The sequence below is a fragment of the Pseudoalteromonas sp. SG41-5 genome (genome assembly GCF_014164495.1).
Taxonomy (GTDB): Bacteria; Pseudomonadota; Gammaproteobacteria; order Enterobacterales; family Alteromonadaceae; genus Pseudoalteromonas; species Pseudoalteromonas rhizosphaerae.
In genome coordinates, this window is the sequence record NZ_JACJFH010000004.1 from 94,685 (window position 1) to 118,152 (window position 23,468).

Consider the following 23,468-nt stretch of genomic DNA (forward strand, 5'->3'; position numbering starts at 1 on the left):
AGTAAAGAGCCGATGCAGAAAAAGACCAGAGCCTTCCTTAAATGGGCTGGCGGAAAATACAGCTTAGTTGAAGATATTAGCGCGCGCTTAAATGAAGCGAGCAAACACGCTGATACCTTAGTTGAACCGTTTGTAGGTGCTGGCTCGGTATTTTTAAACACAGATTTTAAAGATTATATTCTTAATGATATTAATGCTGATCTCATTAACTTGTATAACGAATTAAAAAACTCTCCAGATGAATTCATCAGCGATGCTAAAAAGCTGTTTGTTGATTTAAACAACCAGCCTGACGCATATTATGATTATCGCGTACAGTTTAATCAAAGTAATGACATTTACGAGCGAGCGATTTTATTTTTATATATGAATCGCCACGGCTACAACGGTTTATGCCGCTATAACCTGAAAGGAATTTTTAATGTTCCGTTCGGTAAGTATAAACGTCCGTATTTTCCTGAAAAAGAAATGTACTTTTTTGCCGAAAAAGCGCAACAAGCCACGTTTACTTGTTTAGGTTATGACGATGTATTTAAATTAGTACCCGATAACGCAGTGATCTATTGCGATCCACCTTATGTGCCTTTGAGTAAAACGGCGTCGTTTACCTCTTATGCTAAGGGTGGCTTTAATTTAGATGATCAGGCGAATCTAGCTAATTTAGCTGAGCAAGCGGCATTTGAAAACAAAACACCTGTATTGATCTCCAATCATGACACTGTATGGACACGTAAAATATATAGCCAAGCAACGTTAGCTGAAATTCAAGTTAAGCGGACGATTAGCCCAAAAGGTGGTTCGCGCAATAAAGTTAATGAGTTGATGGCTATGTACTTAGCACCCAAGTCACCACGCCATAGATAGCGGTTACAAAAAATATAAATAAAATAATAGCGATGATAATAATACTGGTAGGCGAGTGTTGTTTAAAGTCAGCGTGACGCTTGTGTTCAGATTGCACGCCAAAAAATGCCGCAACAACACTTTGTATAGCGCTGATCAGTTGCCGCATTTTATTAAAACCTAGGGCTAAGTGAACGCGCTTTTTGTGGTTCGTCTGAGCTGGTTAATAATTCAAGTAAATCTAAATAATGAAATTGTGCACTGCGACTATCACCAGTGATCCATGACATCCAACTTGATTCTTGTTCGACCTTCATACATTGCACTGCATTATTAATTTTTAAATGGCCTGAGCTACATTCGCAATCGTTAGCTGCGATAAGTGTATTATCACTTTTTGAAAAGTAGCTTAGTGTACCGATAGTTATAGTAGCCGCAGTTAAGATCCCGATTTTAAAAGCACGCATTTTACTAAGTCCATAATAGTGTTACTCACTAGAGCATACATAAAAAATGCTCAAATAACAAACTTAATTTATCCTTAACAAATATAAAAAATTAATAAAATTAAAAGGTTAAGGTAAAAATAATGTTTATATTTAGCTGTTTAAAATATAACCGTTGCAAAACTTCAAATAGAGTTAAAGCTTTAATTAGCTGGGATTCTTGGGGAATAGCTTGATTTAGGTTACATTATGGCAATTAACGGCCCTGCTATTTTGCGCATTTTTAATATCACTAAGGATTGTTTATGTTAGAAACACTACAAAAGTACCTTATCGCCCCGTCTATTTTATCTGCTGATTTTGCCCGTTTGGGCGAAGATGTTGAGCGTGTTTTAGCTTCTGGTGCAGATGTAGTTCATTTTGACGTGATGGATAATCACTATGTGCCAAACTTAACAATTGGGCCTATGGTGTGCAAAGCGCTACGTGATTATGGTATTACTGCGCCTATTGATGTGCATTTAATGGTTAAACCGGTCGATAGTTTAATACCGCAATTTGCTGATGCTGGTGCTTCAATCATTACTTTTCATCCTGAAGCGAGTGAACATATTGATCGCACTTTACAGCTGATCAAAGATCATGGTTGCCAAGCTGGTTTAGTCTTTAACCCTGCGACGAGTTTAAGCTATTTAGAACATGTGATTGATAAGCTTGATGTGATTTTATTAATGTCGGTTAATCCAGGTTTTGGCGGTCAAAGTTTTATTCCTCATACTTTGGAAAAACTACGCCAAGCACGGAAAATAATTGATGATTCAGGTCGTGCTATTCGTTTAGAAGTAGATGGTGGTATTAAAGTCGATAATATTGCGGCGGCGGCTCAAGCCGGTGCTGACATGTTTGTTGCCGGCTCTGCTATTTTTAATCAGCCAGATTACCAACAAGTAATTGAGCAAATGCGTGCCCAGTTAGAGGGTGTAAAATAATGAAGTATGAAGCCGCTTTATTTGATCTTGATGGTACTTTAGTTGATAGTGTTTATGATTTATATATAGCGATGAATCTGACTTTATCTGATTTAGCTTTTCCAATTGTAAGTCAGGGGTTGGTACAAAGCTGGGTTGGTAACGGCATTGAAATGCTGGTTAAGCGAGGCCTCAGTGGCGACATGAAAGTCAGTGAACACCTAGATCCAGCATTAGCAGATAAAGCAATTGCGCTTTTTTATGATCATTATGAGCAACAAGTAGGTGAATACAGTGTGCTTTATCAACACGTAGAAACAGGCCTTGCGGCGTTACGTGGTATACCAAAAGCGTTGATCACTAACAAAGCCCGCTGCTTTACTGAAAAGCTACTTGATAAGCTCGCTTTAAGAAGTCATTTTGAGGTGATAGTGTGTGGTGATGACATGGCCAAAAAGCCTTCACCAGAGCCTCTTTTATTTGCTTGTCAGCAATTAAATGTACCAGTGAGTCAAGCAATTATGATTGGTGACTCAAAAAGTGATATCTTAGCGGCGCAAGCGGCACATATAGACGTACTTGCCGTTAATTATGGTTATAACCAAGGTGAAAATCTTGCTGATTTGAATCCACAGTACCTCTGTGAGAATTTCTTAGATATAATACCTGTTCTTACCCAGCGTTAAGCGATTTTTTAATTTTAGCATTTTTTATTTTTGTAATATAAAGGAACATCATGAGTAAACCAGTAGTGTTAAGTGGCATGCAGCCAACCGGTGGAATGACAATAGGCAACTATGTTGGCGCTATTAACCAGTGGGTAAAGCTACAGGAAGAGTATGATAGTCACTTTATGTTAGCTGATTTGCACGCGATTACGTTACGCCAAGATCCAGAGCTTTTAAAAACCCGTGTATTAGATGGTATAGCTTTGTATGTTGCATGTGGTATTGATCCAGATAAAGCTGCTTTATTTGTGCAGTCGCAAGTGCCTGAACATGCACAGCTAGGTTGGGTACTAAACTGTTATGCGCAAATGGGTGAGCTTAACCGCATGACCCAGTTTAAAGATAAGTCAGCAAAGAACACCAGCAACGTAAACGTTGGTTTGTTTGCTTATCCGGTATTACAAGCAGCTGATATTTTACTTTATCAAGCGGCGCAAGTACCAGTAGGTGATGATCAAAAGCAGCACCTTGAACTAACACGCGATATCGCAACGCGCTTTAATAACTTATATGGTGAAGTTTTCACGATCCCAGAACCTTACATTCCAGAGTTTGGTGCGCGAGTAATGAGCCTGCAAGATCCACTGAAAAAAATGTCTAAATCAGATGAAAACCCAAATGGTTTTATCATGATGTTAGACGAACCAAAAAAGATCGAGAAAAAGCTTAAAAAAGCAGTAACCGATTCAGACGAGCAAGCGCGTATTTATTTTGATCGCACTGAAAAACCAGGTGTATCAAACTTACTAACACTTATGTCTGTTGCAACCAAGCGCTCAATTGAAGAGTTAGTGCCTGAATACGAAGATAAAATGTATGGCCATCTGAAAAAAGACACCGCTGACGCAGTAGTAAGCATGATCGAGCCAATCCAAGCGCGCTTTAAGGAGATCCGTGAAGATCAAGCATTGCTCAACAACATCATGAAAACCGGTGCTGAAAAAGCCAGCGCACGTGCAGAGATAACCTTAAAGTCTGTTTACAACGCGTTAGGATTTATTCCACGTCCGTAACGCTTGCTAATAACTAATCATATAAAGCCAGATGGTTCCAACTACAACGTAATATCTGGCTTTTTTGTAACTGCTATATACCGATTACAGCTCAATGAAGAGCGTAGGCAATCAATTTTTTGTTGTTTTAATGCTCTAAATTCTGTTCAATAGAAAAGTAATAGATATTGAGCAGTGCAGGGGCTGCTTAGATACAACAAGCACACAATTACATTTGTTTGATTTAGTTTATACTAAAAAGACTTTCCATAAATTTAAAACCCTTAGCATAAACGACAGCAACTCTGACAGATCGAGCATGTAGCGCCTCAGTCTACGAGCGACACTAAAATATAAACTGCGTGTTGCATAAAAACTAAAATGTTATATTTAAGGATAAAAAAATTGGGTCTTGGCGGGTGGGATGATGCAATACTAAAAAGCCTCTTATATGTGGGACTAGGTATTGCTATTTACGCTTTATTTAATAGTTTTACATCATTATCAGAGAACGATACTTTAGGCTTTGTTGTTACGTTATTGCTATACATCGGTGTGTATTTGCTTATTTCTATTGTTGGATGGTTAGTAATTGGATTCCCTCTCCATTTTGTAATCAGCAAATATACTAATGGTTCTTATTTATACTACGCTGCTTTGCCAAGTGTATTTGTTATACCGTGCTTGTTTTATAAAGGTTCGTTGTTGTTTGGTCTCGCAGCATTATTTCAAGCTTTAATATTTCGTTTTTTCGTTTACAAAAAAGCCTAATCAGATAGCCGGAGGTCACTAAACTCCAGAGTCTACATCATCCATCAAGCACTTTTATTATAAAGAAGTGGTATAGGCGGTTCATCTTCCGTAATAAATATTTATCCAAATATCTTTCAGTAACGTTAAACCTCGTGAAGCTAAATAGTCATTACCTAGTACAGCGTTAATTCCTTTTGTTTTGAGCTTCTACAAGGACCTCACTTCCAACGCTTACTTTTGGTACTTTGATACTAGTGCTCCCACATGATATGGCTAGTTGCTCGCTGGCACCCAGTTTCATTAAACCATCACACATGGCGAGACAATTATGAAGTGTAAAACAATACGTCAAGCGGTATCTTAATACATTGAAGTTGATTACAACAAATCAAGAAGGCATAGTATTTCTGGGCTATCTCAGCTCAGAAGTATTTTAACTAAAGAACATCGCTTAGTGCTGCGTTCAGTTCTAGTGCAAGGGACTAGACTTTAATTAAGATGGTGTTGAAGGAAATCAAATTTAGTGGATGATGTGATTTATGAGCAGAATTAATGTAACCGTCGATGAAGTGTATTTATCTTATAAGTTTAAGGGAGCTATTCTCTGTCATTTTGCTCTGGTTTTATTAGTAAGCACTTTTTGTTTTTTGTTATTTGAGTGGAGCTATTTGTCAGTCGATTTAATTCAGCTATTAAATAGATTGCCGATCTTTATAAATATCAATAATGCCTCTGCAAAGCCCGACTTTTATAATTGGCTTGCCTTTTGTGTGCTGGTTGATATGCCAATATACGTGTGTCAGTTATTTTTTTTAACGAAAGGGTTTGGCTTTGTTTATTTTGGCCCTAGCAATTGGGTTGTTCGCCTCAAGATAATCCTAGCTTTTGTTGTTCTATTGAGTGTGTTGCTTTTTTGGGTATTTGGCTGGGTTTTTACTTGGGACTTTAAAGGCCACAAAACGGATGACCTCTATAATCAAAAAGGTACCTTCATCTTATTAAATGTGTTGAATTTTTATTTATTTTGGTTACTGGTTTTTAGTTTAAAGACAGCGAAAAAGTATTAATAAATGAATACAAAGAAGATGAGTATAAAAAAGACGCCCATCAAGCGCTTTTTTATTAGCGGGGAGTGCAATGGGCGGTTTACCTCCCGCGATGGGGATTACCGTTTTACTTTAATTCACTGGCTTTAGTATTTTCCGCAGCTCGCAGCTCGCAACCCGCAGCCGCTATGGCGCTTTAATGCCTGGCGATTGGCAGGCTTTTACCGTAAAGCTGTAACCGTAAGGTTTGCTGTTATCTGGTGCAATTTCAACAATTTCGTAGTCGTTAATCTCAATCGATTTACTGTCGTCAGATTTTTTGCAACGGGAGTATTGGTCTGCTTCGTAGGTGTAAGCAAACATAGCAATTAACCGTTTGCTGCGTTCAAAGTAACCTTTGGTGTTAAAGAATAATCGTACGGATTGAGTGGTTTCATCTTCTTCCGTCGGAGTTACTGGCAGTGTGGAAGGTGTTTGGGTAATATTTTCACTTGGTAGTTGCCCATGTATTTTTTGGCTGAGCTCTTCTACAACTTCAACTTCTTGTTGCTTTGTTAGTGCTCGACTTGAGAGCTGCTTGCTGCTGACGAAGTTGCTTACTATGTCATCAAAAACGGCACCGGTATCTTTGTCATCAACAAAAGACATTAGATTGATTATTACAATCGTTGATAAAAAAAACCGTATAGAAGCTGTAAGTAAAGGTGAATAGCTTTGGCTAATAAACTTTACCCGCTGTGAACCAAACGGTTTGATGATTAAGAGCATAAAAATATAGAACGGCAATATCAATTGTAATAATAGTAATGTCGATAGAGAGATGCCCAACGCCCAGGGTGGTAAATAAAGTAGCGTGGCAAAATTGTGGGTGTAATTAAAATGTGTTGCTGAAACATGAGTTACATTATTCACAATGCCACTGGCATTGGCCAGTACAAAGTTGGCGATACTGGCATAGAAAATAAGTATAAGTGCTTTGCCAGCAAGTGAATGCCAGAGCTTATTGAACTTTGGCCAAAACTCAATAGTAAGCGCTACGATAGTGATACTGGCGCATAGCCAACCACTTTGAAAGATGATTAGGCAGATTAACGCCAATAAGTAGAGCTTTTGCGCGGTGTTAAGATTAAACCAAATAGCTTTACCTTGCTCATAAAAGCGCAGTTTATGAGGTTGCAAATTTTGCTGTTGTTGCCTCAGCTGTTTGTTTGCACGCCATCTGGCAATTTTTATGTATCTTAACACCGGCCAACCTTAGTACATAAAGCGAAAACCCTATTTTGATAATAGGGGTTTTAAATAGTGGCCAGTATGTGAACGCTCACATTCGGCTACTTCATCCGGCGTGCCTGCAATGAGGATCTCACCGCCGCCAGCACCACCTTCGGGACCTAGATCAATGATCCAATCGGCTGTTTTTATTACATCAAGATTATGCTCAATAACCACAATCGTATTACCGTGGTCACGCAGGCGATGCAGTACTACTAATAATTGTTCAATATCAGCAAAGTGCAAGCCTGTGGTTGGTTCATCTAAAATGTATAAGGTTTTACCTGTGTCACGTTTAGATAACTCGCGGGCGAGTTTAACCCGTTGCGCTTCACCACCAGAGAGCGTTGTCGCGGCTTGGCCTAAGCGAATATAAGACAGGCCCACATCCATTAAGGTTTTTAGTTTACGCGCAATGGCGGGTATTTTATCAAAATAGTCGTGTGCGTCTTCCACCGTCATTTCTAATACTTGATGGATGTTTTTGCCTTTATACTGCACTTCTAACGTTTCACGGTTATAACGTTGCCCTTTACAGACATCACATGGCACATATACATCAGGTAAAAAGTGCATTTCGACTTTGATCACGCCATCGCCTTGGCAAGCTTCACAGCGGCCACCTTTTACATTAAAGCTAAAGCGACCGACTTTGTAACCACGAGAGCGAGATTCCTGCGTGCCTACAAACAGTTCACGAATGCCAGTAAAAATACCGGTATATGTGGCTGGGTTTGAGCGTGGGGTACGGCCAATCGGGCTTTGGTCAATATCGATGACTTTATCAAAATGCTCAAGGCCGCTAATTGATTTGTACGGTGCGGCTTCGGCGGTGGTCGCTCCGTTTAGTTCGGTATGAGCAAGTTTGAATAAGGTATCGTTGATAAGCGTTGACTTACCAGAGCCTGATACGCCAGTAATACAGGTCATTAAACCAAAAGGTATTTTTAAATCGACATTTTTTAAGTTATTACCGCTAGCGCCAAACAGCTCTAACCACTTATCGTTGATTTTATGACGCTCTTTGGGAACTTCAATTTTGCGTCGGCCAGATAAAAATTGCCCTGTTACTGACTCTTCGCTAGCTAAAATGTCATCACGAGTACCTTGGGCAATGATATAACCGCCATGCACGCCAGCTCCAGGGCCTATATCAATAATATGATCGGCGGCACGTATGGCATCTTCGTCGTGCTCTACCACAATCACGGTATTACCTAAGTCGCGTAGATGGATCAGCGTTTGTAGTAAACGGTCATTATCACGTTGATGCAAACCAATCGATGGTTCATCAAGTACATACATTACGCCTACTAAGCCTGCGCCAATTTGGCTGGCTAAGCGAATACGTTGAGCCTCACCGCCAGATAAAGTATCAGCACTGCGCTCTAAAGAGAGATAATTTAGCCCTACGTTGATCAAAAACGATAAACGGTCGCGAATTTCTTTTAAGATTTTCTCAGCTATCTGGCCTTTTTGGCCCGTTAAGCTTAGTTGCTCAAAAAAGCTCATTGCTTCACCAATACTCATACTGGTGATAGCGGGTAAGTTAGTCTGACCGATAAATACACTGCGCGCTTCTTGGCGTAGGCGCGACCCTTTACAACTTGGGCAAGCTTGGCTGGTTTGATATTTAGCCAGTTCTTCGCGCACGGAATTTGATTCTGTCTCACGATAGCGGCGGTTCATGTTATTTAACACGCCTTCAAACTCATGGTTACGAGTGATCAGGTCGCCACGGTCGTTGCGGTAGTTAAAAGCAATTTTTGTATCGCCAGAACCTTCTAAAATGATTTTTTTAGCATCTTTAGATAGTTCCTGAAATGGCATTTCTAAATCAAATTTATAGTGCTCAGCAACGGCTTGTAGCATCTGGAAATAGTAAAAACTGCGTTTATCCCAGCCTTTTATGGCACCGCCAGATAAACTAAGCTCTGGGTTTTGAATCACTCGATTTGGGTCGAAATACTGACGAACTCCTAAACCATCACAACTTTGGCATGCGCCTGCCGGATTATTAAATGAGAATAACCGAGGTTCAAGTTCGGTCATGGCGTAGCCACACGTTGGGCAAGCGAAGTTGGCGGAGAGCAGCAGCTCTTCGGCGTTTGCGTCATCCATCGATGCAATAGTTGCTACACCGGCTGACAGCTCTAACGCGGTTTCAAACGATTCGGCTAAACGCTGTTGTAAGCCATCTTTCACTTTAAAACGATCGACCACGACTTCAATAGTGTGTTTTTTATGTAGTTCTAAAGTCGGTGGATCAGAAAGGTCGCATACTTCCCCGTCAATACGGGCGCGAATATAACCTTGGCTGGCTAGTTGCTCTAACAACTTAACGTGCTCACCTTTGCGCTCTTTCACAACAGGGGCTAGCAACATCAGCTTGCTGCCCTCTGGGAACGCCAGCACAGTGTCGACCATTTGGCTAACGGTTTGTGCAGCGAGTGGCAAATCGTGAGTAGGGCAACGCGGTTCACCGACACGGGCAAACATTAAGCGCAGGTAATCATATATTTCGGTAATGGTGCCAACGGTGGAGCGGGGATTATGTGACGTTGATTTTTGTTCAATTGAAATTGCCGGCGACAACCCTTCAATATGATCAACATCCGGTTTTTCCATTAAAGATAAAAATTGTCTGGCATAGGCCGATAAAGATTCTACATACCGACGCTGCCCTTCTGCATATAAGGTATCAAATGCTAAAGACGATTTACCCGAACCAGATAGACCGGTGATAACAATTAATTTATCACGGGGAATGGTTAGGCTGATGTCTTTTAAATTGTGCGTGCGGGCGCCTCGGACTTCAATGTTTTCCATGCTATCTCGTTTCATTACCAAATTGATTTACTGAGTATCTCATAATACGTGCGAAGATTAATCCTTGATCAATGAAAAATCATCGCATTGGGACGATTATTTCTCTGTAAGCTTGTGGTAGAATCCCTGCTCAAATTTTAATAGACAGCAAGAACACGCGAATCATGACAGCTTCTTCACTCAATTCACGAGAAAAACGCGCCGCAGTTTCCTTAGCGAGTGTGTTTGCATTTCGTATGCTTGGCCTATTTATGTTGATGCCAGTATTGGCGATTTATGGGCAAGAATTATCAGGATTTTCACCTATATGGATTGGTTTTGCGATTGGCGCCTATGGTTTAACGCAAGCTGTGTTACAAATTCCCATGGGTTGGTTATCGGATAAAATTGGCCGTAAAAAAGTCATTGTTGGCGGTTTAACTGTTTTTGCCATCGGTTCGGTGATTGCTGCCACGGCTGATTCAATGCAAATGGTCACGTTAGGGCGAGCATTACAAGGGATGGGCGCAATTGCCAGCTCGTTATTAGCTTTTGCTTCTGATTTGAGCCGCGATGAGCAACGACCAAAAGTGATGGCCGTGATTGGTATGAGCATAGGCATGAGCTTTGCTATTGCTATGTTACTTGGTCCAATGGTTGCCGCAGCGTGGGGCCTTGCTGGAGTGTTCTGGTTAACCGCTATTTTGGCAGTTGCGGGTATTTTTATTGTGTTGTTTTTGGTCCCCAAAGCGGTTAGCAAAGCCCCTAAAGGCGATACCTTAGCAAGCGTTAGCGATATTAAAAAACTCATTAAGCACCCGCAATTAGCGCGTTTAGATTTAGGGGTGATGCTATTACATTTGACCTTGACGACGATTTTTGTCGCCTTACCAGGGCAGTTAATTGCCAAAGGTTTAGCAGCACAAGCGCATTGGCAAGTATATATTCCCGTTTTATTACTGGCATTTTTATTAATGGCGCCAGTGATGATCATTGCGATCCGCAAAGAAAAAGAGAAACAGGCATTTGTTGGCTCTATCGCAGTGCTCGCTCTAAGTATGTTGGCAATGGCAATTGGTGTTGACTCAATCATCGGCATGGCGATGTGTATGCTGGCGTATTTTGTTGCCTTTAACTTTTTAGAAGCGACAATGCCGGCATTAGTATCGCGCTTAGCACCTGCTAGCCAAAAAGGCTCGGCGATGGGAGTGTTTTCGTCAGGACAATTTTTTGGTGCATTTTTAGGTGGTATTTTAGGCGGTTACGTTGCGCAATCAACAACGCCGCAAGCAGTGTTTGCCGCAGCCGCAGTTGTTGGGGTAATATGGCTTATCCTTGCGTGGAATATGCAAGTCCCGCCACGCAGTAAAATGATAAGCTTAATGACAGAATTAAGTAACGAGCAGCAAGCGCAAACCCTTGCTTCTCGTTTAGTTGCTTTACCAGGCGTAATTGAAGCAACAGTAGTCTGTGATGAAAATCGCAGTTATTTAAAGATTGATGATAAAGAATTTGACCTAGACCAAGCCCGCAAAGTGGCTGGTTTAATATAACGTTTATAGGAGAAAGGTCCATGGCACGCGGTGTGAACAAAGTAATCTTGGTTGGTAATTTAGGTCAAGATCCAGAAGTGCGTTATATGCCTAACGGCAATGGTGTAGCGAATATTACTCTAGCTACGTCAGATAGCTATAAAGACAAAAACACCGGTCAAATGGTTGATAAAACAGAATGGCACCGTGTTGTGTTTTTTGGCAAGTTAGCTGAAATTGTTGGTGAATATTGCCGTAAAGGTTCACAAATTTACGTTGAAGGCAAACTTCAAACCCGTAAATGGACTGACCAACAAGGCCAAGAGAAATTCACCACTGAAATCGTAGTGGATGGTTTCACTGGTCAAATGCAAATGTTAGGTGCCCGTGGTGGCGACCAACAAAGTGGCGGTTACCAAGGTGGCCAACAGCAAAGCCACGGTGGTCAATCTCAAGGTGGTTACGGCCAACAACAGAGCGCACCGCAGCAAAGCGCACCACAACAAGGTGGTGGGTATGCTCAGCAGCAAAGTGCAGCACAGCAAAGCGGCGGGTATGCACCAGCGCCACAACAAGCGCCAGCAGCTCGTCAGCAACCAGCTGCAGCACCACAGCAAAGTAATCAATACCAAGGTGGCGGCGGCTATGCTCCACAAGGTGGTGGACAAGCGCAAGGTGGTTTTGCACCTAAGCCACAAAGTGCTCCGCAAGGCGGCGCATCAAATCCAATGGAACCACCTATCGATTTTGATGACGATATCCCGTTCTAACCAAAGACAAAAGTAAAAATGTTTAAAAAATCCTTTGAAGCCACTGTTTAGTGGCTTTTTCAATTTCATAAGTATTTATAATTTTATTAGTACTTATGAAATAATGTGGTAATTATTAATGAAAGCCTCTTTAAATATTAAGTTTAAAGGTTTTTTTTGTTATTACGCAAACAAGAATAAGCAGGGGGATTAAACATTTTTTAAATCTCCAGCTTAACCTGAAAATCATTTAATTTAATAATATAACTGATAGTTTAATAATAGTTTGCAGACTAAATTGTGCTTTTAGAATATTAAATCAAAATTTGCCTCATGATGAATCTCAAGGCAATATTAAAGAAAGCGTAAAATTGTGTCTAAAACAAAAGATGAATACCATCGTAGGCATTAAGTAAAGGAATACATTTATTTCTAAGTCATTGACTATTATTGAAGACAATCTAGAACTTGCAGCATTGCTTAAGAGTTTTTTTGAAAAGCATGGCTTTTTGGTTAACACGATATATAGCGGTTCTAGTGGCTTAGAGTATGTGCTGTTACATCAACCTGATTTTGTCCTATTAGATTTGATGCTTCCCGAAGTGGATGGCTTTGAGGTGTGTCGTGCTTTACAGAATAAGTATTTTGGTAAAGTGATTATCTTAACGGCTAGTAATGACGACATCGATGAGATCACCTTACTGGAAATGGGGGCTGATGACTTTATTCAAAAGCCGGTTAATCCTCGAATTATATTGGCTAGATTTCGCAAGTTGCTCAGATTAGCTCAAGGAGTTGAGAGTAAAAGAAAATTGGATCATATACTCAATGTTGGGCCGTTTAAATTTAATTTGCTCACCAGAGTTGTAAGCCAATCCGATATCAAACTTGAGATGTCGGATAGTGAATTTGATCTCTTCTATTTTTTAGCTTCACATGTAGATTCTATAATTAGTCGCGATGATATTTCTCGGCAATTATATGGCAGGGAATTTGATGGATTAGATCGCACAATTGACAATAAAATAATGAAAATACGCAAAGTCATTGGGGATAATATACCTTATCGCCACCTCATTACAGTTAGGGGGAAGGGGTACATTATTGTCAATAGCAAGGAAACCGAATGTTGTTAATACGCTTTGGGGTAAAGAGCTTAATTTTCATTTTGATATTTTTAACGATTAATCCCCTTTTAACTTCACTTGCTACGGATTATTTTTCTACTGAATTGAAGCAAGATGTGGAATTAGACTATAGAGCCTACATTTATGCTTTAGATGCAGCTCGCCCAGCACTGAGCAATGAACAATGGCTTGCTTTGCTAAAGCGAATCTCGGAGCAAAGCAACCTAACTGTTAAAACTATTAGTACCCCAGCTTCAGAACAGACGCAAACTATACTTGTAGAAAATGTTCATGATGGGAATTTGCAAGCTGTTACAGCAAAAATACAGGGGAATGAGTTAATTCAATTTTCAGCATTTAGAGTGAAAGATAATGTCGAGACCATTCTGTTTTTTATTCAATATGGGCTGCCTTTGGGTTTAATATTATTTCTTTTTTTATTGCATACACTTTGGCTGCAATACAGACTTTTTAGATTAGAGCTTGCAAGCAAACTAATTGCAAAGGGCCAATTATCGGGGCGTGCTGATACTGGACTTTTCGCTATTGGACGTGTAAATGAAACTTTCAACCACATGGCAGAGAAGTTGGAGCGCTTGTTTGCTCAGCAAAGGCATATGATAAGAGCAATTTCTCACGAACTAAAAACCCCTATTTTTCGATTGCAACTGAAGCTTGAGCTGTTAGATAAGTCCTCAAATAATGAAAAGCTTATTTACGAGTTATTTGAGGAATGTGACGAACTGGATACTTTAGTCCATGAAATATTAGAATATAGTAAAGTAGAGCAGTTTTCTTCATCTTTGAATTTTACTGAAATTAATTTGAGCAATTCACTTCAAAACTATGCGAAGTCTATAGAAAAGTACTGTAACCATCCTATTATTTTGGATGTCCAACAATCTATATTTGCGCGAGTAGATAACGCTGGTATCAAAAGAGTTATACATAATTTAGTTGTTAACGCGGATAAGTACGCTGTAGAGCAGATTCATGTGTCACTACTTAGGCAAGGTAGACGTTTGCTGTTGACAGTTGAGGATGATGGAATAGGAATTGCCAAGGGCAAACGAGAGTTAGTTTTTCAACCCTTTTATACCGTTGATGAAAGTAGGACAGGTAAGCGCCATGGTGTGGGTCTAGGGCTTGCAATCGTAAAAGAAATTTTGTCTAGCCATGATGCGAATGTAAAAATAAGTAAAAGCCAGTTTGGTGGCGCTTGTTTGACTATTGATTTGTCTAGTTGTTTTGTCGAATAGGCATTACGAAACTCTGACATTAAAGTGACAAACCGAGAGTGCTTTGAATATTAGAATAACTTCTTATTTCAATTTATAGGAAGTTGTAATGATCAAATGTATTGCTAAATTAGTCGTCACCATATTTTGTATCAGCTTACTTGGATGTAACTCTGATAGTGATCAAAGTGACATTATAAAAGAGCAGCGAAATGAGCTTTGGTATTCGGATATTTATGGTGAAATAAAACAGATCAGCGGTGATTCCGTTGTTACTTGGCAGGTAACAGGAGCTTTCTGTTATCCAATAATTACTTTAGACCCCTTGCCACTTTTTGATTCTTTTAGCCAAAAGTATAAAGACCAACTTATTTATGAACGACCGTATGATAGTGGTCCTGCTTCATATAGATCTATACAAAACATTGAAGATGTTTGCACTGACGGCATACTAGATACAATCGCCGGTAACAGCTATGAATTTGATGCCGAAGTTATTTTTCAGTTGTTTTGGCTAGATATGCAAAATCACTACGCCTTTTTTAAGGAGCGTAACATTGATTGGGAGCATATCTATGAAGTGTACGCTCCTAAGTTACATGGAAATGACGAAGAGCAGTTAATTAATATAATTAGTGAAATATTAGAAATTTTGAGTGATGGTCATACTCGCTTGTATTATAACTTAGACGAAGAGCCAATAAGCTTTGAAGCTAAGTTAACACTTGCAAAACGACTGGAACAAGAAGCGCATGATTTAGAGTTGAAAGGCGAAGCTGCTGAGAATTATATTATCGAGCAAACTGTACTTGTTAGAGAAAATATTACGCAGTACCTAAATAAAGCAACTCAGCCAGCGTTTATTGCACGTAATACACTGAACTCATTTAGCCCAAACTGGGGGATCATTGATGTTGAAGGTATTCAAGTTGGATATCTATCACTTCCTCACTTTGTAAACTTTATTGAAACAGAGAGCCTCGAGCGCCAAGATATCAGTTATGCGAACGAAGCATTTAATAACTTGCTCGATGAGGTTTTTATTGCATTGGATGGTACGCAAAAATTGATAATTGATATTCGTGATAATGAAGGCGGCTATGATATTCAAGCCTTGGAATTAATCAAAAGGTTTATATCTGGTAATACCTTAGTTTGGGATATTAGTACTTTTTATGCTGGTAGCCTTCATGAACTAGTTACTGTTTATGCGGAACCTGATAGCAGACCATACTATCAAAATGATATCTACTTACTAACGTCAAATGGTACTTTCAGTGCAGGCGAGAGTTTTGCGCTTGCTATGTCAACGCTTCCTAAGGTTACTTTGGTTGGAGAACCCACTGCAGGGGCCACATCAGATACCTTCCCTCGTATGTTACCTAATGGTTGGGCCTATGAACTTAGTAATGAATACTATAAAAATGGTGAGGGGCTAAATGCTGAAGTGCTCGGTGTGCCTGTTGATATTGAGGTTGACCCTTATGATAAATTCGCAAGAGGCGAGAAAAAGGACCTTACGATAGAGAAAATAATTACGCTGCTAACTGAAGACTAAACATAATATGGAACTCGTCTTTATTTGAGGTCTGTCTGTATAATGGCTTTTATGTTAGATAATAGCTTGTATTTATTTAGTAAATCTCGTTTTAAGAGTTTTTCGGTTGATGATGAACCTTTAGCTTTTACGTGTAATACTGGGGAGTTAAACGAATATCAATAAAATTGATGGCTTCAGAGTGATTGTAATAAACCTTTCGAAGTCATTACCATATTTGCTGTCTTAGATAACTGTTGACTAAATAGATAAAAATTACAAACAAGTGAAACATCATAAGTGTTTTGTTATTTTTAGGAGGCAATTGTGATGCGCTAAAAATTATAAATATTTATTCTGACTTAGGTAGCTAAAAATGCGATGGTTTTATTCATCATAATGTTCGTTAACATTTAAACACCGCTCTCAGCCTTGTGTTTATAAGGATCTTGAACAACACTTTAGCTATTGATACAAATAGCGTAATAGCCATGGTGACTCAATTTAAAAATGCTCAAGTGCGGATGTTCAGTCTTTATGTAATTGCTTTTATGCTTTTACTAACAGTATTTAATCTTTTTTTAGGGGAGATATTGCATCAAAAAGTACACATCACTGGGAGCCAATTAGCTAAACAGATCTACAACTTAAAATTGCAACCAATTGCAGATAAAGAGATCATTGCCGCACTTGCTGAAAGTCATGGTTTTATGCTTGAATCAGGCAGTGATTCGTTTCATTATTCTGCTTTTATGGCCCAAAAGAGTGATATCTTTAAATATAAAACGGTTAGTTTAAAGCTTTATCATTTGCCTTTTTGGGTTGTTGAAAGCCCACTATTTATTTTATTAAACCTAGTGATGATTGGCGCTGCTATTTGGAGTTATCGCTGGTGGCGACTGCTATTTAAACAGCGCGATGGTGTAGATTCAATTGCATTATTAACTGGTGGTAAAGTATCAAGCAGCCAACAAGCGCCTAAAGATGTGGTTAAATTAGCACTAAATGATATTGCTATTAATAGTACAAAAGTACTGACAGCCAAGCGAAAATTAAGTTCCGCTGACGATGTTGCAATTACCGCAATGTACGGTATCCAAAATAATCATAACCACCTTTTTGCTTTACTTTATTGGACACAGCCATTTCCAGATAACGTTGATTTAGAAAGCCACTTTAAACTTATTGTGAGCAAAGGCTTTAAAGAGTTATCTCGGGTATCAGTTAAGTTGTTATCTTCAGGTGGGCTGGCAATTACCTTGGAGAATATACCTCAACCTGATATCGATGCTTACACTAAGCGCTTGCATCAAATTATTTATCAGGCTTCTTTGCTTTATCGCGGTGATTTATCTCGCAAAGAAATTAAAATAGGCGTATGTAATTACCGCGATGGTGCCGATCAAACTGTGGTTTATCAGCTAACTAAATCAGCACTCGCATTAGCAAAACAAAGCCCATGGCAGCATACTCATCGGGTACCGTTTAACCATACGCGTTCAACGGTGCTGGCAAATAGCGATGAGAACTTAGCTGATTACATTGGCAAAAAGAAATTTATGTTGTTTTTTCAGCCGTTATTTGAGTTCGCCAGTGGTGATATTTTACAGCATGAAGCTTTGATCCGGGTTCGTCATAAGTCTTTAGGGATGCTTTCTGCTAAGCAATTTATTCCTCAACTAAAAAATGATTCAGCGATTGTTTTATTGGATAAAACAGTATTGGATCAAGTTGTTAAGTTATTAGAAAGTGAAACAAGTGCGTTAACCGTGAGTATTAACTTACACGCATTTAATTGGTTTTCTGATGATTATTGGCGCTGGTTTGGACAGAGAATGAAAAATGTAAAAGGCGCTGATAAACTACAGTTTGAGATATCGGAGGTGGATTTTTATCAACATCAACAGCGATTGAATTTTGCTTTTAGTACAATTAAATCAGTGGGAAGCTCAGTATCAATTGATAATGTTTCATCGCACGATAAAATCGCTTTATTAGCGCCTTACAAAGGGATCAAAGGACTCAAGCTTAGCTATGATTTAATCCACGACATTGATAAAAATGTAACGCAGCAAAAAGTGGTGCGCCAAATTGTAGCCAGTGCAGAGCGAGTGAACTTACCCGTATACGGTGTTGGCGTGGAAACCCAGCAAGAACTCAATATGCTTAAAAAGCAGGGCGTGCTTGGCGCACAAGGGTTTTACTTTACCGAACCTTTGCAAGAGTTTACTAATGTCACGGTAAATTGATTTTTAGCTCATTAAGTGCATGAACTCAAGTTATTAAGCCACGATAACGCAGCCCGTTTAATCCTTGCAGGCCACCGGTATGAATGGCAATGATGTTACTGCCTTTAGGAAAATAATCCTGAGCGATTAACTGCCATAAAGCGTGCATCATTTTTCCTGAGTAAATCGGCTCGAGCGGGAGTTGATGTTGGCTTTGCATCTGCAGGCAAAATTGCCAAAGTTCAGGGCTAAACTTGCCATAGCCACCGCCATGAAACTGGGTGAGTAATTGCCAGTTTTGCTGTTGTGCTGCTACCGGGCTGAGCGATTTTATTTCATCGATTAAATACTCAGCTTGCTTTAATACCGCGACTCCTAAAACCTGTGTGCTGTTATCGCAGCCTTCAATTAACCCTGCCAGTGTGCCTCCGCTCCCCGTTGGACAGATAACATAGTCGGCGACGGGTAATGACTGCGCAAGCTTTTTACAACCAAGTAGAGCGGCTGTGTTTGTACCGCCTTCTGGCAATAGGTAGGCATTAGGAAAGCGAGTTTGTAATTGCGCTAAATAATCAGCATTGTGTCGCTCACGATACTCTAAGCGGGTAACTGGGTGCAGTTGCATACCGCATTGTTTGGCGAATTGTAAGGTCGGGTTTTGCTGATCAAGTTCAGGGCCGCGAATAATGCCATGGGTTGTTAAGTTAAAATGCTTTCCTGCGGCAGCACAGGCATGGATATGATTTGAAAAAGCGCCACCAAACGTTACTAACTCCTGTTTATTTTGTGCTTGCATCTCAATTAAGTTGTACTTGAGTTTTCGCCATTTATTACCGCTAATGAGCGGGTGTAGCAGATCATCACGTTTAATGCATAATGAAATATTTCTTTTTTTTAACTTGGTACTATCTATTTGTTGTATCGGGCTATTTTCATCAATAGTGAAAGAGTTATGCATTCAAGTTCCTTTTTTCTTATGTGAAAACTTGCGGGCTAGTAAAAATATACGATACTTAAAAAATCAATAGCCAACATAAGTAGCTATATGAAAAAGAAGATTTTTTCATTATTTCCTTGGTTGCAACAAGGGTTAGATTCGAATTGTGTAATAGGGATAGCTACATATGCAAAAACAGTGAATGCTGTAAGCTTAAAACGCTTGCAGGGGCACTGGCAAATCGATAAAACCCACAGTGTTGTAGTGACAGAACCTCGGGATTATACAAAAGCAATTGTAACTTGTACAAATGAAGTTAGTAAGCTGCGTTGTGCGATTAATTTAGTGATACCTCACCACTATTATCAAATTGTGCAAATGGAAAAACCTAACCTGACAGATGACGAAATTGTGCAGTCGTTACCATGGACTACGAAAGACCTTGTCAACGTTGCGCCAGAGAATATCATCGCAGACTTTATTGATTATCCCATCTCATTACCAATGCAAGCGAATAAAATGAATGTGTTTATTACTGATAAAACACAGATTCAGCCGTTCATTAATAGCTTTGCAGATACCAACGCAATTTTACGCTCAATGACGTCAGAAGAAATGGTATTACTCACTTTATTTGGTAAAGATAAAGATGCGCATATGTTGGTGGTGCAGCATGTTGAACATGAGCCGAGAATATTGATTATTTGTGACGGTAAGCTTGTATTGGCAAGGCGGCTAAATGGCTTTGTAGGCATTACAGAAAAAGATCAAAATAGTGCGTTCATTGACGCTTTAGGTTTAGAGGTACAACGGTCGATGGATTTTTTTGAAAGTCAGCTTAAGCAGCCCCCTATACGCAGTATTCAGCTGCAATGCGACGATTTATCTTCTTTAACACTCAGAGCTGAGCTTGCAGAGCTATTACAAGTTAAGGTTGTTGATTTTCAACCTAACCTTGCCTTATCAGAGGGTTTAGATAGTCAGTACTTCTATGCCCTAGCTGCAGCTATATCTATGGCTGAAAGTAAAGAGCCGCGCAATGAAGAATAGAATTAATTTTTACCAAAAATCACTACGTCCTCGTCGTGACTTAATGCCATTGCAAAGTTTATTAGCTCTGTGGGGCATAGCGTTATTTGTTATTGCCATAAGTTGGGGTGGGTTTGCGTTATCAGTTCACTTTAACCAAATAGAGGCGCAACAAACTGAATTAACATTAAATGAAATGAGCACCCAGTTACAAGCTGTGAAAGCTAAATTAGATGAGAAACAAAATAAAGATCAGTTTGTTAAGCAGTTAAAAAAGATGGAACAAGAAATTGCCCACAAACAACAAGTGTTTGGTTACTTGGAGGCTGCACAAACTTTATCGAGTATGGACTATAGCCAAGTGATGCTTGATTTAGCGCGTTACCATGTGGCAAGTATTTGGTTAACCCAAGTAACGTTTTCTGAGCAAACAGTGACTTTAAAAGGGCAAGCAAGTCAATCGGCTCAGTTACCTATTTGGTTGAGTAGTTTAAAACAATCAAGATACTTTGCAGGTAAAGAGTTTTCGGTTTTAGAGTTTGAAGATAAAAACGGCTTAAGTGAATTTAATGTAGCTACAGAGGTTGCAGCTAAGGAGGACAGCCATGAAAACTGAAAAATCCTCTCGTAGTTGGCCTATTTGGGTGAAGTATCAAGCGCGTTTTGCTGCACTGCAAATAAGAGAAAAATTGGCTATTTTATTTGCTGGGTTATTTATTATTTTATATTTAGGCTATCTATTTATTGTCGAGCCGACGCAAATTCAAGCAAATAAACAGCACCAAGCTAACACTCAAGCACAACAAAAAATAACTCAAAATAGAACACAATTAGCGATGTTAGAGCAAGCTCTAAGTAATGATTACACAAAAGAATTACGTTCTCAAATAGAACGGGCAAAGAGTGAATTGACTATTGCTGATGAAAAATTGAGCCAATTTAGCAAAGGCTTTGTCAGCGCTGAACGGGTTCCTAATATGTTGCAGCAGCTATTAAAAGAAAGTACCGAGGTTAAGGTTGTTAGTTTTAAAGTGTTAGAGCCTAAAGCTGTCGATGTTACTAAGGTTGGTGCAAACGAAGCTAAAACACTGTTTTTTGAACATCAAATGGTGCTCACATTACAGGGACAGTATTTTAACTTGCAACAATATTTAGCATCGCTAAAACAAAGTAAAGAAAAACTCTTAATCCAGCGTTTTGACTATCAAGTAGAGGATTACCCTCGGGCGCAATTAATCATACATATAGCAACGGTGAGCGCGAATGAAAAATTTATTGCTCTTTAGTGTGCTTGGGTTATTTGTTTGCTCAGCAGACGTGGTTGCGCAGCAGTTGGCCGATCCAACTAAGCCACAAAATTTGCTCGCTACTAGCGTAGTTAAAAATCAGCAAAGTAGCCTCAAGCTGCAATCAATAATTAAAAGGTCAGGCCGCTATAAAGCGATTATTTCAGGACAGATTTATACCGTAGGCGATCAAATAAATGACTATAAAGTGCTAACCATAAGCTCTAAGCAAGTTGTGTTAGCGAATGACAATAAGCAAATAAAATTAGATTTATATGATTATGAAATTAAAAATTAAATTACCTAGTCAGCTGACTATTTTATTGCTGTTACCTATCTACCTTGGTGGTTGCCATAGTTTTGCTCCAGGTAAAGAAATAAAGCCCCATATTGAGCAAGAGCTCACAGCTCAGCCTGAGCAGCAAACTACAGTAGCTCCGTTGACAGTGCCCGATGAAGTTACGCAAAGCTTATTATCGTCATTTGATAGCGAGCAAAGCCTTAATACAGAGTTGGCAGTTAAGCGTTTTGAAGTGGCTGCAAATGAAGTAGAAGTGCGCGCTTTCTTTGCTGGTTTAACTGACGATACGCCATATAGCGTTGCTATACACCCAGAGGTAGCTGGCACCATTAGTCTCACATTAAAAAATGTTACCTTTGATGAGGTAATAAATGTAATTAAACGTATGTACCCGCTTGATATTGTTCACGAAGGACGAGTTGTACAGGTGCTACCTGCAAAAATGCGCACTGAAACAATACCTGTTAACTATTTAATGATGAAACGTAGTGGTCAGTCTACGGTAAGTGTTGTTGCTGGTGGTGTGAGCCAAATGGCTGATAATAATAATTCTAATCAAAGCAATAGTTCGAATAACTATAACAATAATAATCAACAAGATAGTGAGTTTGGTAATAATCAAAATATTGAACTTAACGGTTCGCGTATTCAAACCACTAACAGTAATGACTTTTGGAAAGATCTAGAGCTGGCTTTAAAATCCTTGATTGGCACCGGTGATGGGCGCTATGTTATCGCCAGCCCACAAGCCAGCTTAGTAACGGTTAATGCATTACCGAGTGAAATAATGCAGCTAAAGGACTTTTTGCGGCAAACCCAAGAAAACTTACAGCGACAAGTGATTTTAGAAGCCAAAATAGTCGAAGTCACGCTTAAAGATGAATACCAGCAAGGTGTTAATTGGAACGAAATTGCGGGTTCAATTGGCAGTACAAGTCTGTCGTTCGCGACCACTGCAGCAGGGCAAATTAGTAATAGTATTACGGCCGCTCTAGGTGGTGTATCAAACTTAGTTATTAATAACGCAGACTTTACTGGGGTGATTAGCTTATTAGAAACTCAGGGCGATGTACAGATGCTTTCAAACCCCCGAGTGACTGCGACTAATAACCAAAAAGCGGTCATTAAAGTAGGTCAAGATGAGTATTTTGTTACGAATGTTTCAAGTACCACTGTAACAGGGAATGCCACCACAACAACCCCAGAAATTGACCTAACTCCTTTCTTTTCAGGGATTGCCCTCGATGTAACCCCACAAATAGACAAATACGGCTCAGTGATCTTACATGTTCACCCCTCCGTCACTCAAACTGAAGAGCAACAAAAGGTCATTACCCTTAATAATGATGAGTTTATTTTACCGTTAGCACAAAGCAACATTAGGGAATCAGACACGGTAATTCGTGCGCAAAGCGGTGAAATTGTTGTGATTGGTGGCTTAATGCAAACGATAACCACCGATGAAGAGTCTAAAACACCGGTATTAGGTGATATCCCCTTATTTGGTAATTTATTTAAAAGTATTAGTAAACGCCAAGAAAAGAAAGAGCTCGTTATATTGCTAAAGCCAACAGTTGTAATGCCAGATACGTGGAAAAAACAGCAAACACGCAGCCGCCAACTACTTAATACTTGGTATGAGAACTAG

Annotated in this window: 21 protein-coding genes; 16 read left to right on the top strand and 5 right to left on the bottom strand. The window is 39.5% G+C overall.

Annotated elements, in window-relative coordinates; all coding sequences use genetic code 11:
- Positions 1 to 12: 12 nt before the first annotated feature.
- Entirely contained in the window at positions 13 to 864 is an 852-nt protein-coding gene (locus tag H5232_RS02145) for a Dam family site-specific DNA-(adenine-N6)-methyltransferase (protein WP_149982636.1), read from the top strand.
- On the opposite strand, the gene H5232_RS02150 is transcribed toward H5232_RS02145, so the two are convergent.
- Positions 827 to 1,012, bottom strand: coding sequence for a DUF2970 domain-containing protein (locus H5232_RS02150; protein WP_145238545.1), 186 nt, complete (start codon positions 1,010 to 1,012; stop codon positions 827 to 829). The genes H5232_RS02145 and H5232_RS02150 overlap by 38 nt on opposite strands.
- A 4-nt stretch (positions 1,013 to 1,016) precedes the next feature.
- The gene (locus tag H5232_RS02155; protein WP_182767495.1) at positions 1,017 to 1,310 is read right to left on the bottom strand and encodes a hypothetical protein; all 294 of its coding nucleotides are present in this window, start codon (positions 1,308 to 1,310) and stop codon (positions 1,017 to 1,019) included.
- 284 nt (positions 1,311 to 1,594) lie between these two features.
- On the opposite strand from H5232_RS02155, the gene rpe reads away from it, so the two are divergent.
- From rpe to H5232_RS02175, 4 genes are all read left to right on the top strand, one after another.
- Positions 1,595 to 2,278, top strand: coding sequence for a ribulose-phosphate 3-epimerase (gene rpe, locus H5232_RS02160; RefSeq protein ID WP_182717700.1), 684 nt, complete (start codon positions 1,595 to 1,597; stop codon positions 2,276 to 2,278).
- Positions 2,278 to 2,943, top strand: coding sequence for an HAD-IA family hydrolase (locus H5232_RS02165; protein ID WP_182717701.1), 666 nt, complete (start codon positions 2,278 to 2,280; stop codon positions 2,941 to 2,943). The genes rpe and H5232_RS02165 overlap by 1 nt, the downstream gene beginning before the upstream one ends.
- Positions 2,944 to 2,993: 50 nt before the next feature.
- Positions 2,994 to 3,998: a tryptophan--tRNA ligase gene (gene trpS, locus H5232_RS02170; RefSeq protein ID WP_145238557.1), complete on the top strand. Its 1,005-nt coding sequence runs from the start codon at positions 2,994 to 2,996 to the stop codon at positions 3,996 to 3,998.
- Between the two features lie 384 nt (positions 3,999 to 4,382).
- On the top strand, positions 4,383 to 4,748 hold the full coding sequence (locus tag H5232_RS02175) for a hypothetical protein (protein WP_149982639.1): 366 nt from the start codon (positions 4,383 to 4,385) through the stop codon (positions 4,746 to 4,748).
- A 1,214-nt stretch (positions 4,749 to 5,962) separates the two neighbouring features.
- Here the strand turns inward: H5232_RS02175 and H5232_RS02180 are convergent.
- Both H5232_RS02180 and uvrA read right to left on the bottom strand, forming a co-directional pair.
- Positions 5,963 to 7,021, bottom strand: a complete 1,059-nt coding sequence (locus H5232_RS02180; protein WP_182740298.1) for a hypothetical protein — start codon at positions 7,019 to 7,021, stop codon at positions 5,963 to 5,965.
- 30 nt (positions 7,022 to 7,051) lie between these two features.
- The gene (gene uvrA / locus H5232_RS02185) at positions 7,052 to 9,877 is read right to left on the bottom strand and encodes an excinuclease ABC subunit UvrA (RefSeq protein ID WP_149982641.1); all 2,826 of its coding nucleotides are present in this window, start codon (positions 9,875 to 9,877) and stop codon (positions 7,052 to 7,054) included.
- Positions 9,878 to 10,041: 164 nt separating this feature from the next.
- On the opposite strand from uvrA, the gene H5232_RS02190 reads away from it, so the two are divergent.
- From H5232_RS02190 to H5232_RS02215, 6 genes are all read left to right on the top strand, one after another.
- Positions 10,042 to 11,409, top strand: a complete 1,368-nt coding sequence (locus H5232_RS02190; RefSeq protein ID WP_145238569.1) for an MFS transporter — start codon at positions 10,042 to 10,044, stop codon at positions 11,407 to 11,409.
- A 20-nt stretch (positions 11,410 to 11,429) separates the two neighbouring features.
- On the top strand, positions 11,430 to 12,158 hold the full coding sequence (gene ssb / locus H5232_RS02195) for a single-stranded DNA-binding protein (protein ID WP_149982642.1): 729 nt from the start codon (positions 11,430 to 11,432) through the stop codon (positions 12,156 to 12,158).
- Positions 12,159 to 12,577: 419 nt separating this feature from the next.
- Positions 12,578 to 13,273, top strand: a complete 696-nt coding sequence (locus H5232_RS02200) for a response regulator transcription factor (RefSeq protein WP_182740299.1) — start codon at positions 12,578 to 12,580, stop codon at positions 13,271 to 13,273.
- Positions 13,264 to 14,523 carry an ATP-binding protein gene (locus H5232_RS02205; protein ID WP_182740300.1) on the top strand — a complete coding sequence of 420 codons (1,260 nt, stop codon included), beginning with the start codon at positions 13,264 to 13,266 and terminating at the stop codon, positions 14,521 to 14,523. Before H5232_RS02200 ends, H5232_RS02205 begins: the two co-directional genes overlap by 10 nt.
- An 88-nt stretch (positions 14,524 to 14,611) precedes the next feature.
- The gene (locus H5232_RS02210; protein ID WP_182740301.1) at positions 14,612 to 16,060 is read left to right on the top strand and encodes a S41 family peptidase; all 1,449 of its coding nucleotides are present in this window, start codon (positions 14,612 to 14,614) and stop codon (positions 16,058 to 16,060) included.
- Between the two features lie 572 nt (positions 16,061 to 16,632).
- Entirely contained in the window at positions 16,633 to 18,288 is a 1,656-nt protein-coding gene (locus H5232_RS02215; protein WP_182760713.1) for an EAL domain-containing protein, read from the top strand.
- 25 nt (positions 18,289 to 18,313) lie between these two features.
- On the opposite strand, the gene H5232_RS02220 is transcribed toward H5232_RS02215, so the two are convergent.
- Positions 18,314 to 19,225, bottom strand: a complete 912-nt coding sequence (locus H5232_RS02220) for a 1-aminocyclopropane-1-carboxylate deaminase/D-cysteine desulfhydrase (RefSeq protein WP_182760714.1) — start codon at positions 19,223 to 19,225, stop codon at positions 18,314 to 18,316.
- Positions 19,226 to 19,312: 87 nt separating this feature from the next.
- Between H5232_RS02220 and H5232_RS02225 the strand changes: the two genes are divergently transcribed.
- The 5 genes from H5232_RS02225 to mshL are packed head-to-tail and all read left to right on the top strand — an operon-like array spanning position 19,313 to position 23,468.
- The gene (locus H5232_RS02225) at positions 19,313 to 20,254 is read left to right on the top strand and encodes an MSHA biogenesis protein MshI (protein WP_182740304.1); all 942 of its coding nucleotides are present in this window, start codon (positions 19,313 to 19,315) and stop codon (positions 20,252 to 20,254) included.
- Positions 20,244 to 20,849, top strand: coding sequence for a PilN domain-containing protein (locus tag H5232_RS02230; RefSeq protein WP_182717710.1), 606 nt, complete (start codon positions 20,244 to 20,246; stop codon positions 20,847 to 20,849). Before H5232_RS02225 ends, H5232_RS02230 begins: the two co-directional genes overlap by 11 nt.
- Positions 20,839 to 21,519 carry a type II secretion system protein GspM gene (gene gspM / locus H5232_RS02235; protein ID WP_182717711.1) on the top strand — a complete coding sequence of 227 codons (681 nt, stop codon included), beginning with the start codon at positions 20,839 to 20,841 and terminating at the stop codon, positions 21,517 to 21,519. Before H5232_RS02230 ends, gspM begins: the two co-directional genes overlap by 11 nt.
- Positions 21,497 to 21,817 (top strand): agglutinin biogenesis protein MshK, encoded by a 321-nt coding sequence (locus tag H5232_RS02240; protein ID WP_182717712.1) that lies wholly within the window; start codon positions 21,497 to 21,499, stop codon positions 21,815 to 21,817. The genes gspM and H5232_RS02240 overlap by 23 nt, the downstream gene beginning before the upstream one ends.
- Positions 21,801 to 23,468 (top strand): pilus (MSHA type) biogenesis protein MshL, encoded by a 1,668-nt coding sequence (gene mshL, locus H5232_RS02245; RefSeq protein ID WP_182717713.1) that lies wholly within the window; start codon positions 21,801 to 21,803, stop codon positions 23,466 to 23,468. Before H5232_RS02240 ends, mshL begins: the two co-directional genes overlap by 17 nt.

Excerpts from the sequence above, each read along its gene's own strand:
- H5232_RS02225 (WP_182740304.1), top strand. The coding sequence starts at position 19,313 with ATGAAAAAGAAGATTTTTTCATTATTTCCTTGGTTGCAACAAGGGTTA.
- H5232_RS02230 (WP_182717710.1), top strand. The coding sequence starts at position 20,244 with ATGAAGAATAGAATTAATTTTTACCAAAAATCACTACGTCCTCGTCGT.
- H5232_RS02210 (WP_182740301.1), top strand. The coding sequence starts at position 14,612 with ATGATCAAATGTATTGCTAAATTAGTCGTCACCATATTTTGTATCAGC.
- ssb (WP_149982642.1), top strand. The coding sequence starts at position 11,430 with ATGGCACGCGGTGTGAACAAAGTAATCTTGGTTGGTAATTTAGGTCAA.
- rpe (WP_182717700.1), top strand. The coding sequence starts at position 1,595 with ATGTTAGAAACACTACAAAAGTACCTTATCGCCCCGTCTATTTTATCT.
- gspM (WP_182717711.1), top strand. The coding sequence starts at position 20,839 with ATGAAAACTGAAAAATCCTCTCGTAGTTGGCCTATTTGGGTGAAGTAT.
- H5232_RS02155 (WP_182767495.1), bottom strand. The coding sequence starts at position 1,310 with ATGCGTGCTTTTAAAATCGGGATCTTAACTGCGGCTACTATAACTATC.
- mshL (WP_182717713.1), top strand. The coding sequence starts at position 21,801 with ATGAAATTAAAAATTAAATTACCTAGTCAGCTGACTATTTTATTGCTG.
- H5232_RS02240 (WP_182717712.1), top strand. The coding sequence starts at position 21,497 with ATGAAAAATTTATTGCTCTTTAGTGTGCTTGGGTTATTTGTTTGCTCA.
- H5232_RS02220 (WP_182760714.1), bottom strand. The coding sequence starts at position 19,225 with ATGCATAACTCTTTCACTATTGATGAAAATAGCCCGATACAACAAATA.
- H5232_RS02190 (WP_145238569.1), top strand. The coding sequence starts at position 10,042 with ATGACAGCTTCTTCACTCAATTCACGAGAAAAACGCGCCGCAGTTTCC.
- uvrA (WP_149982641.1), bottom strand. The coding sequence starts at position 9,877 with ATGGAAAACATTGAAGTCCGAGGCGCCCGCACGCACAATTTAAAAGAC.
- H5232_RS02165 (WP_182717701.1), top strand. The coding sequence starts at position 2,278 with ATGAAGTATGAAGCCGCTTTATTTGATCTTGATGGTACTTTAGTTGAT.
- H5232_RS02205 (WP_182740300.1), top strand. The coding sequence starts at position 13,264 with ATGTTGTTAATACGCTTTGGGGTAAAGAGCTTAATTTTCATTTTGATA.
- trpS (WP_145238557.1), top strand. The coding sequence starts at position 2,994 with ATGAGTAAACCAGTAGTGTTAAGTGGCATGCAGCCAACCGGTGGAATG.
- H5232_RS02150 (WP_145238545.1), bottom strand. The coding sequence starts at position 1,012 with ATGCGGCAACTGATCAGCGCTATACAAAGTGTTGTTGCGGCATTTTTT.
- H5232_RS02145 (WP_149982636.1), top strand. The coding sequence starts at position 13 with ATGCAGAAAAAGACCAGAGCCTTCCTTAAATGGGCTGGCGGAAAATAC.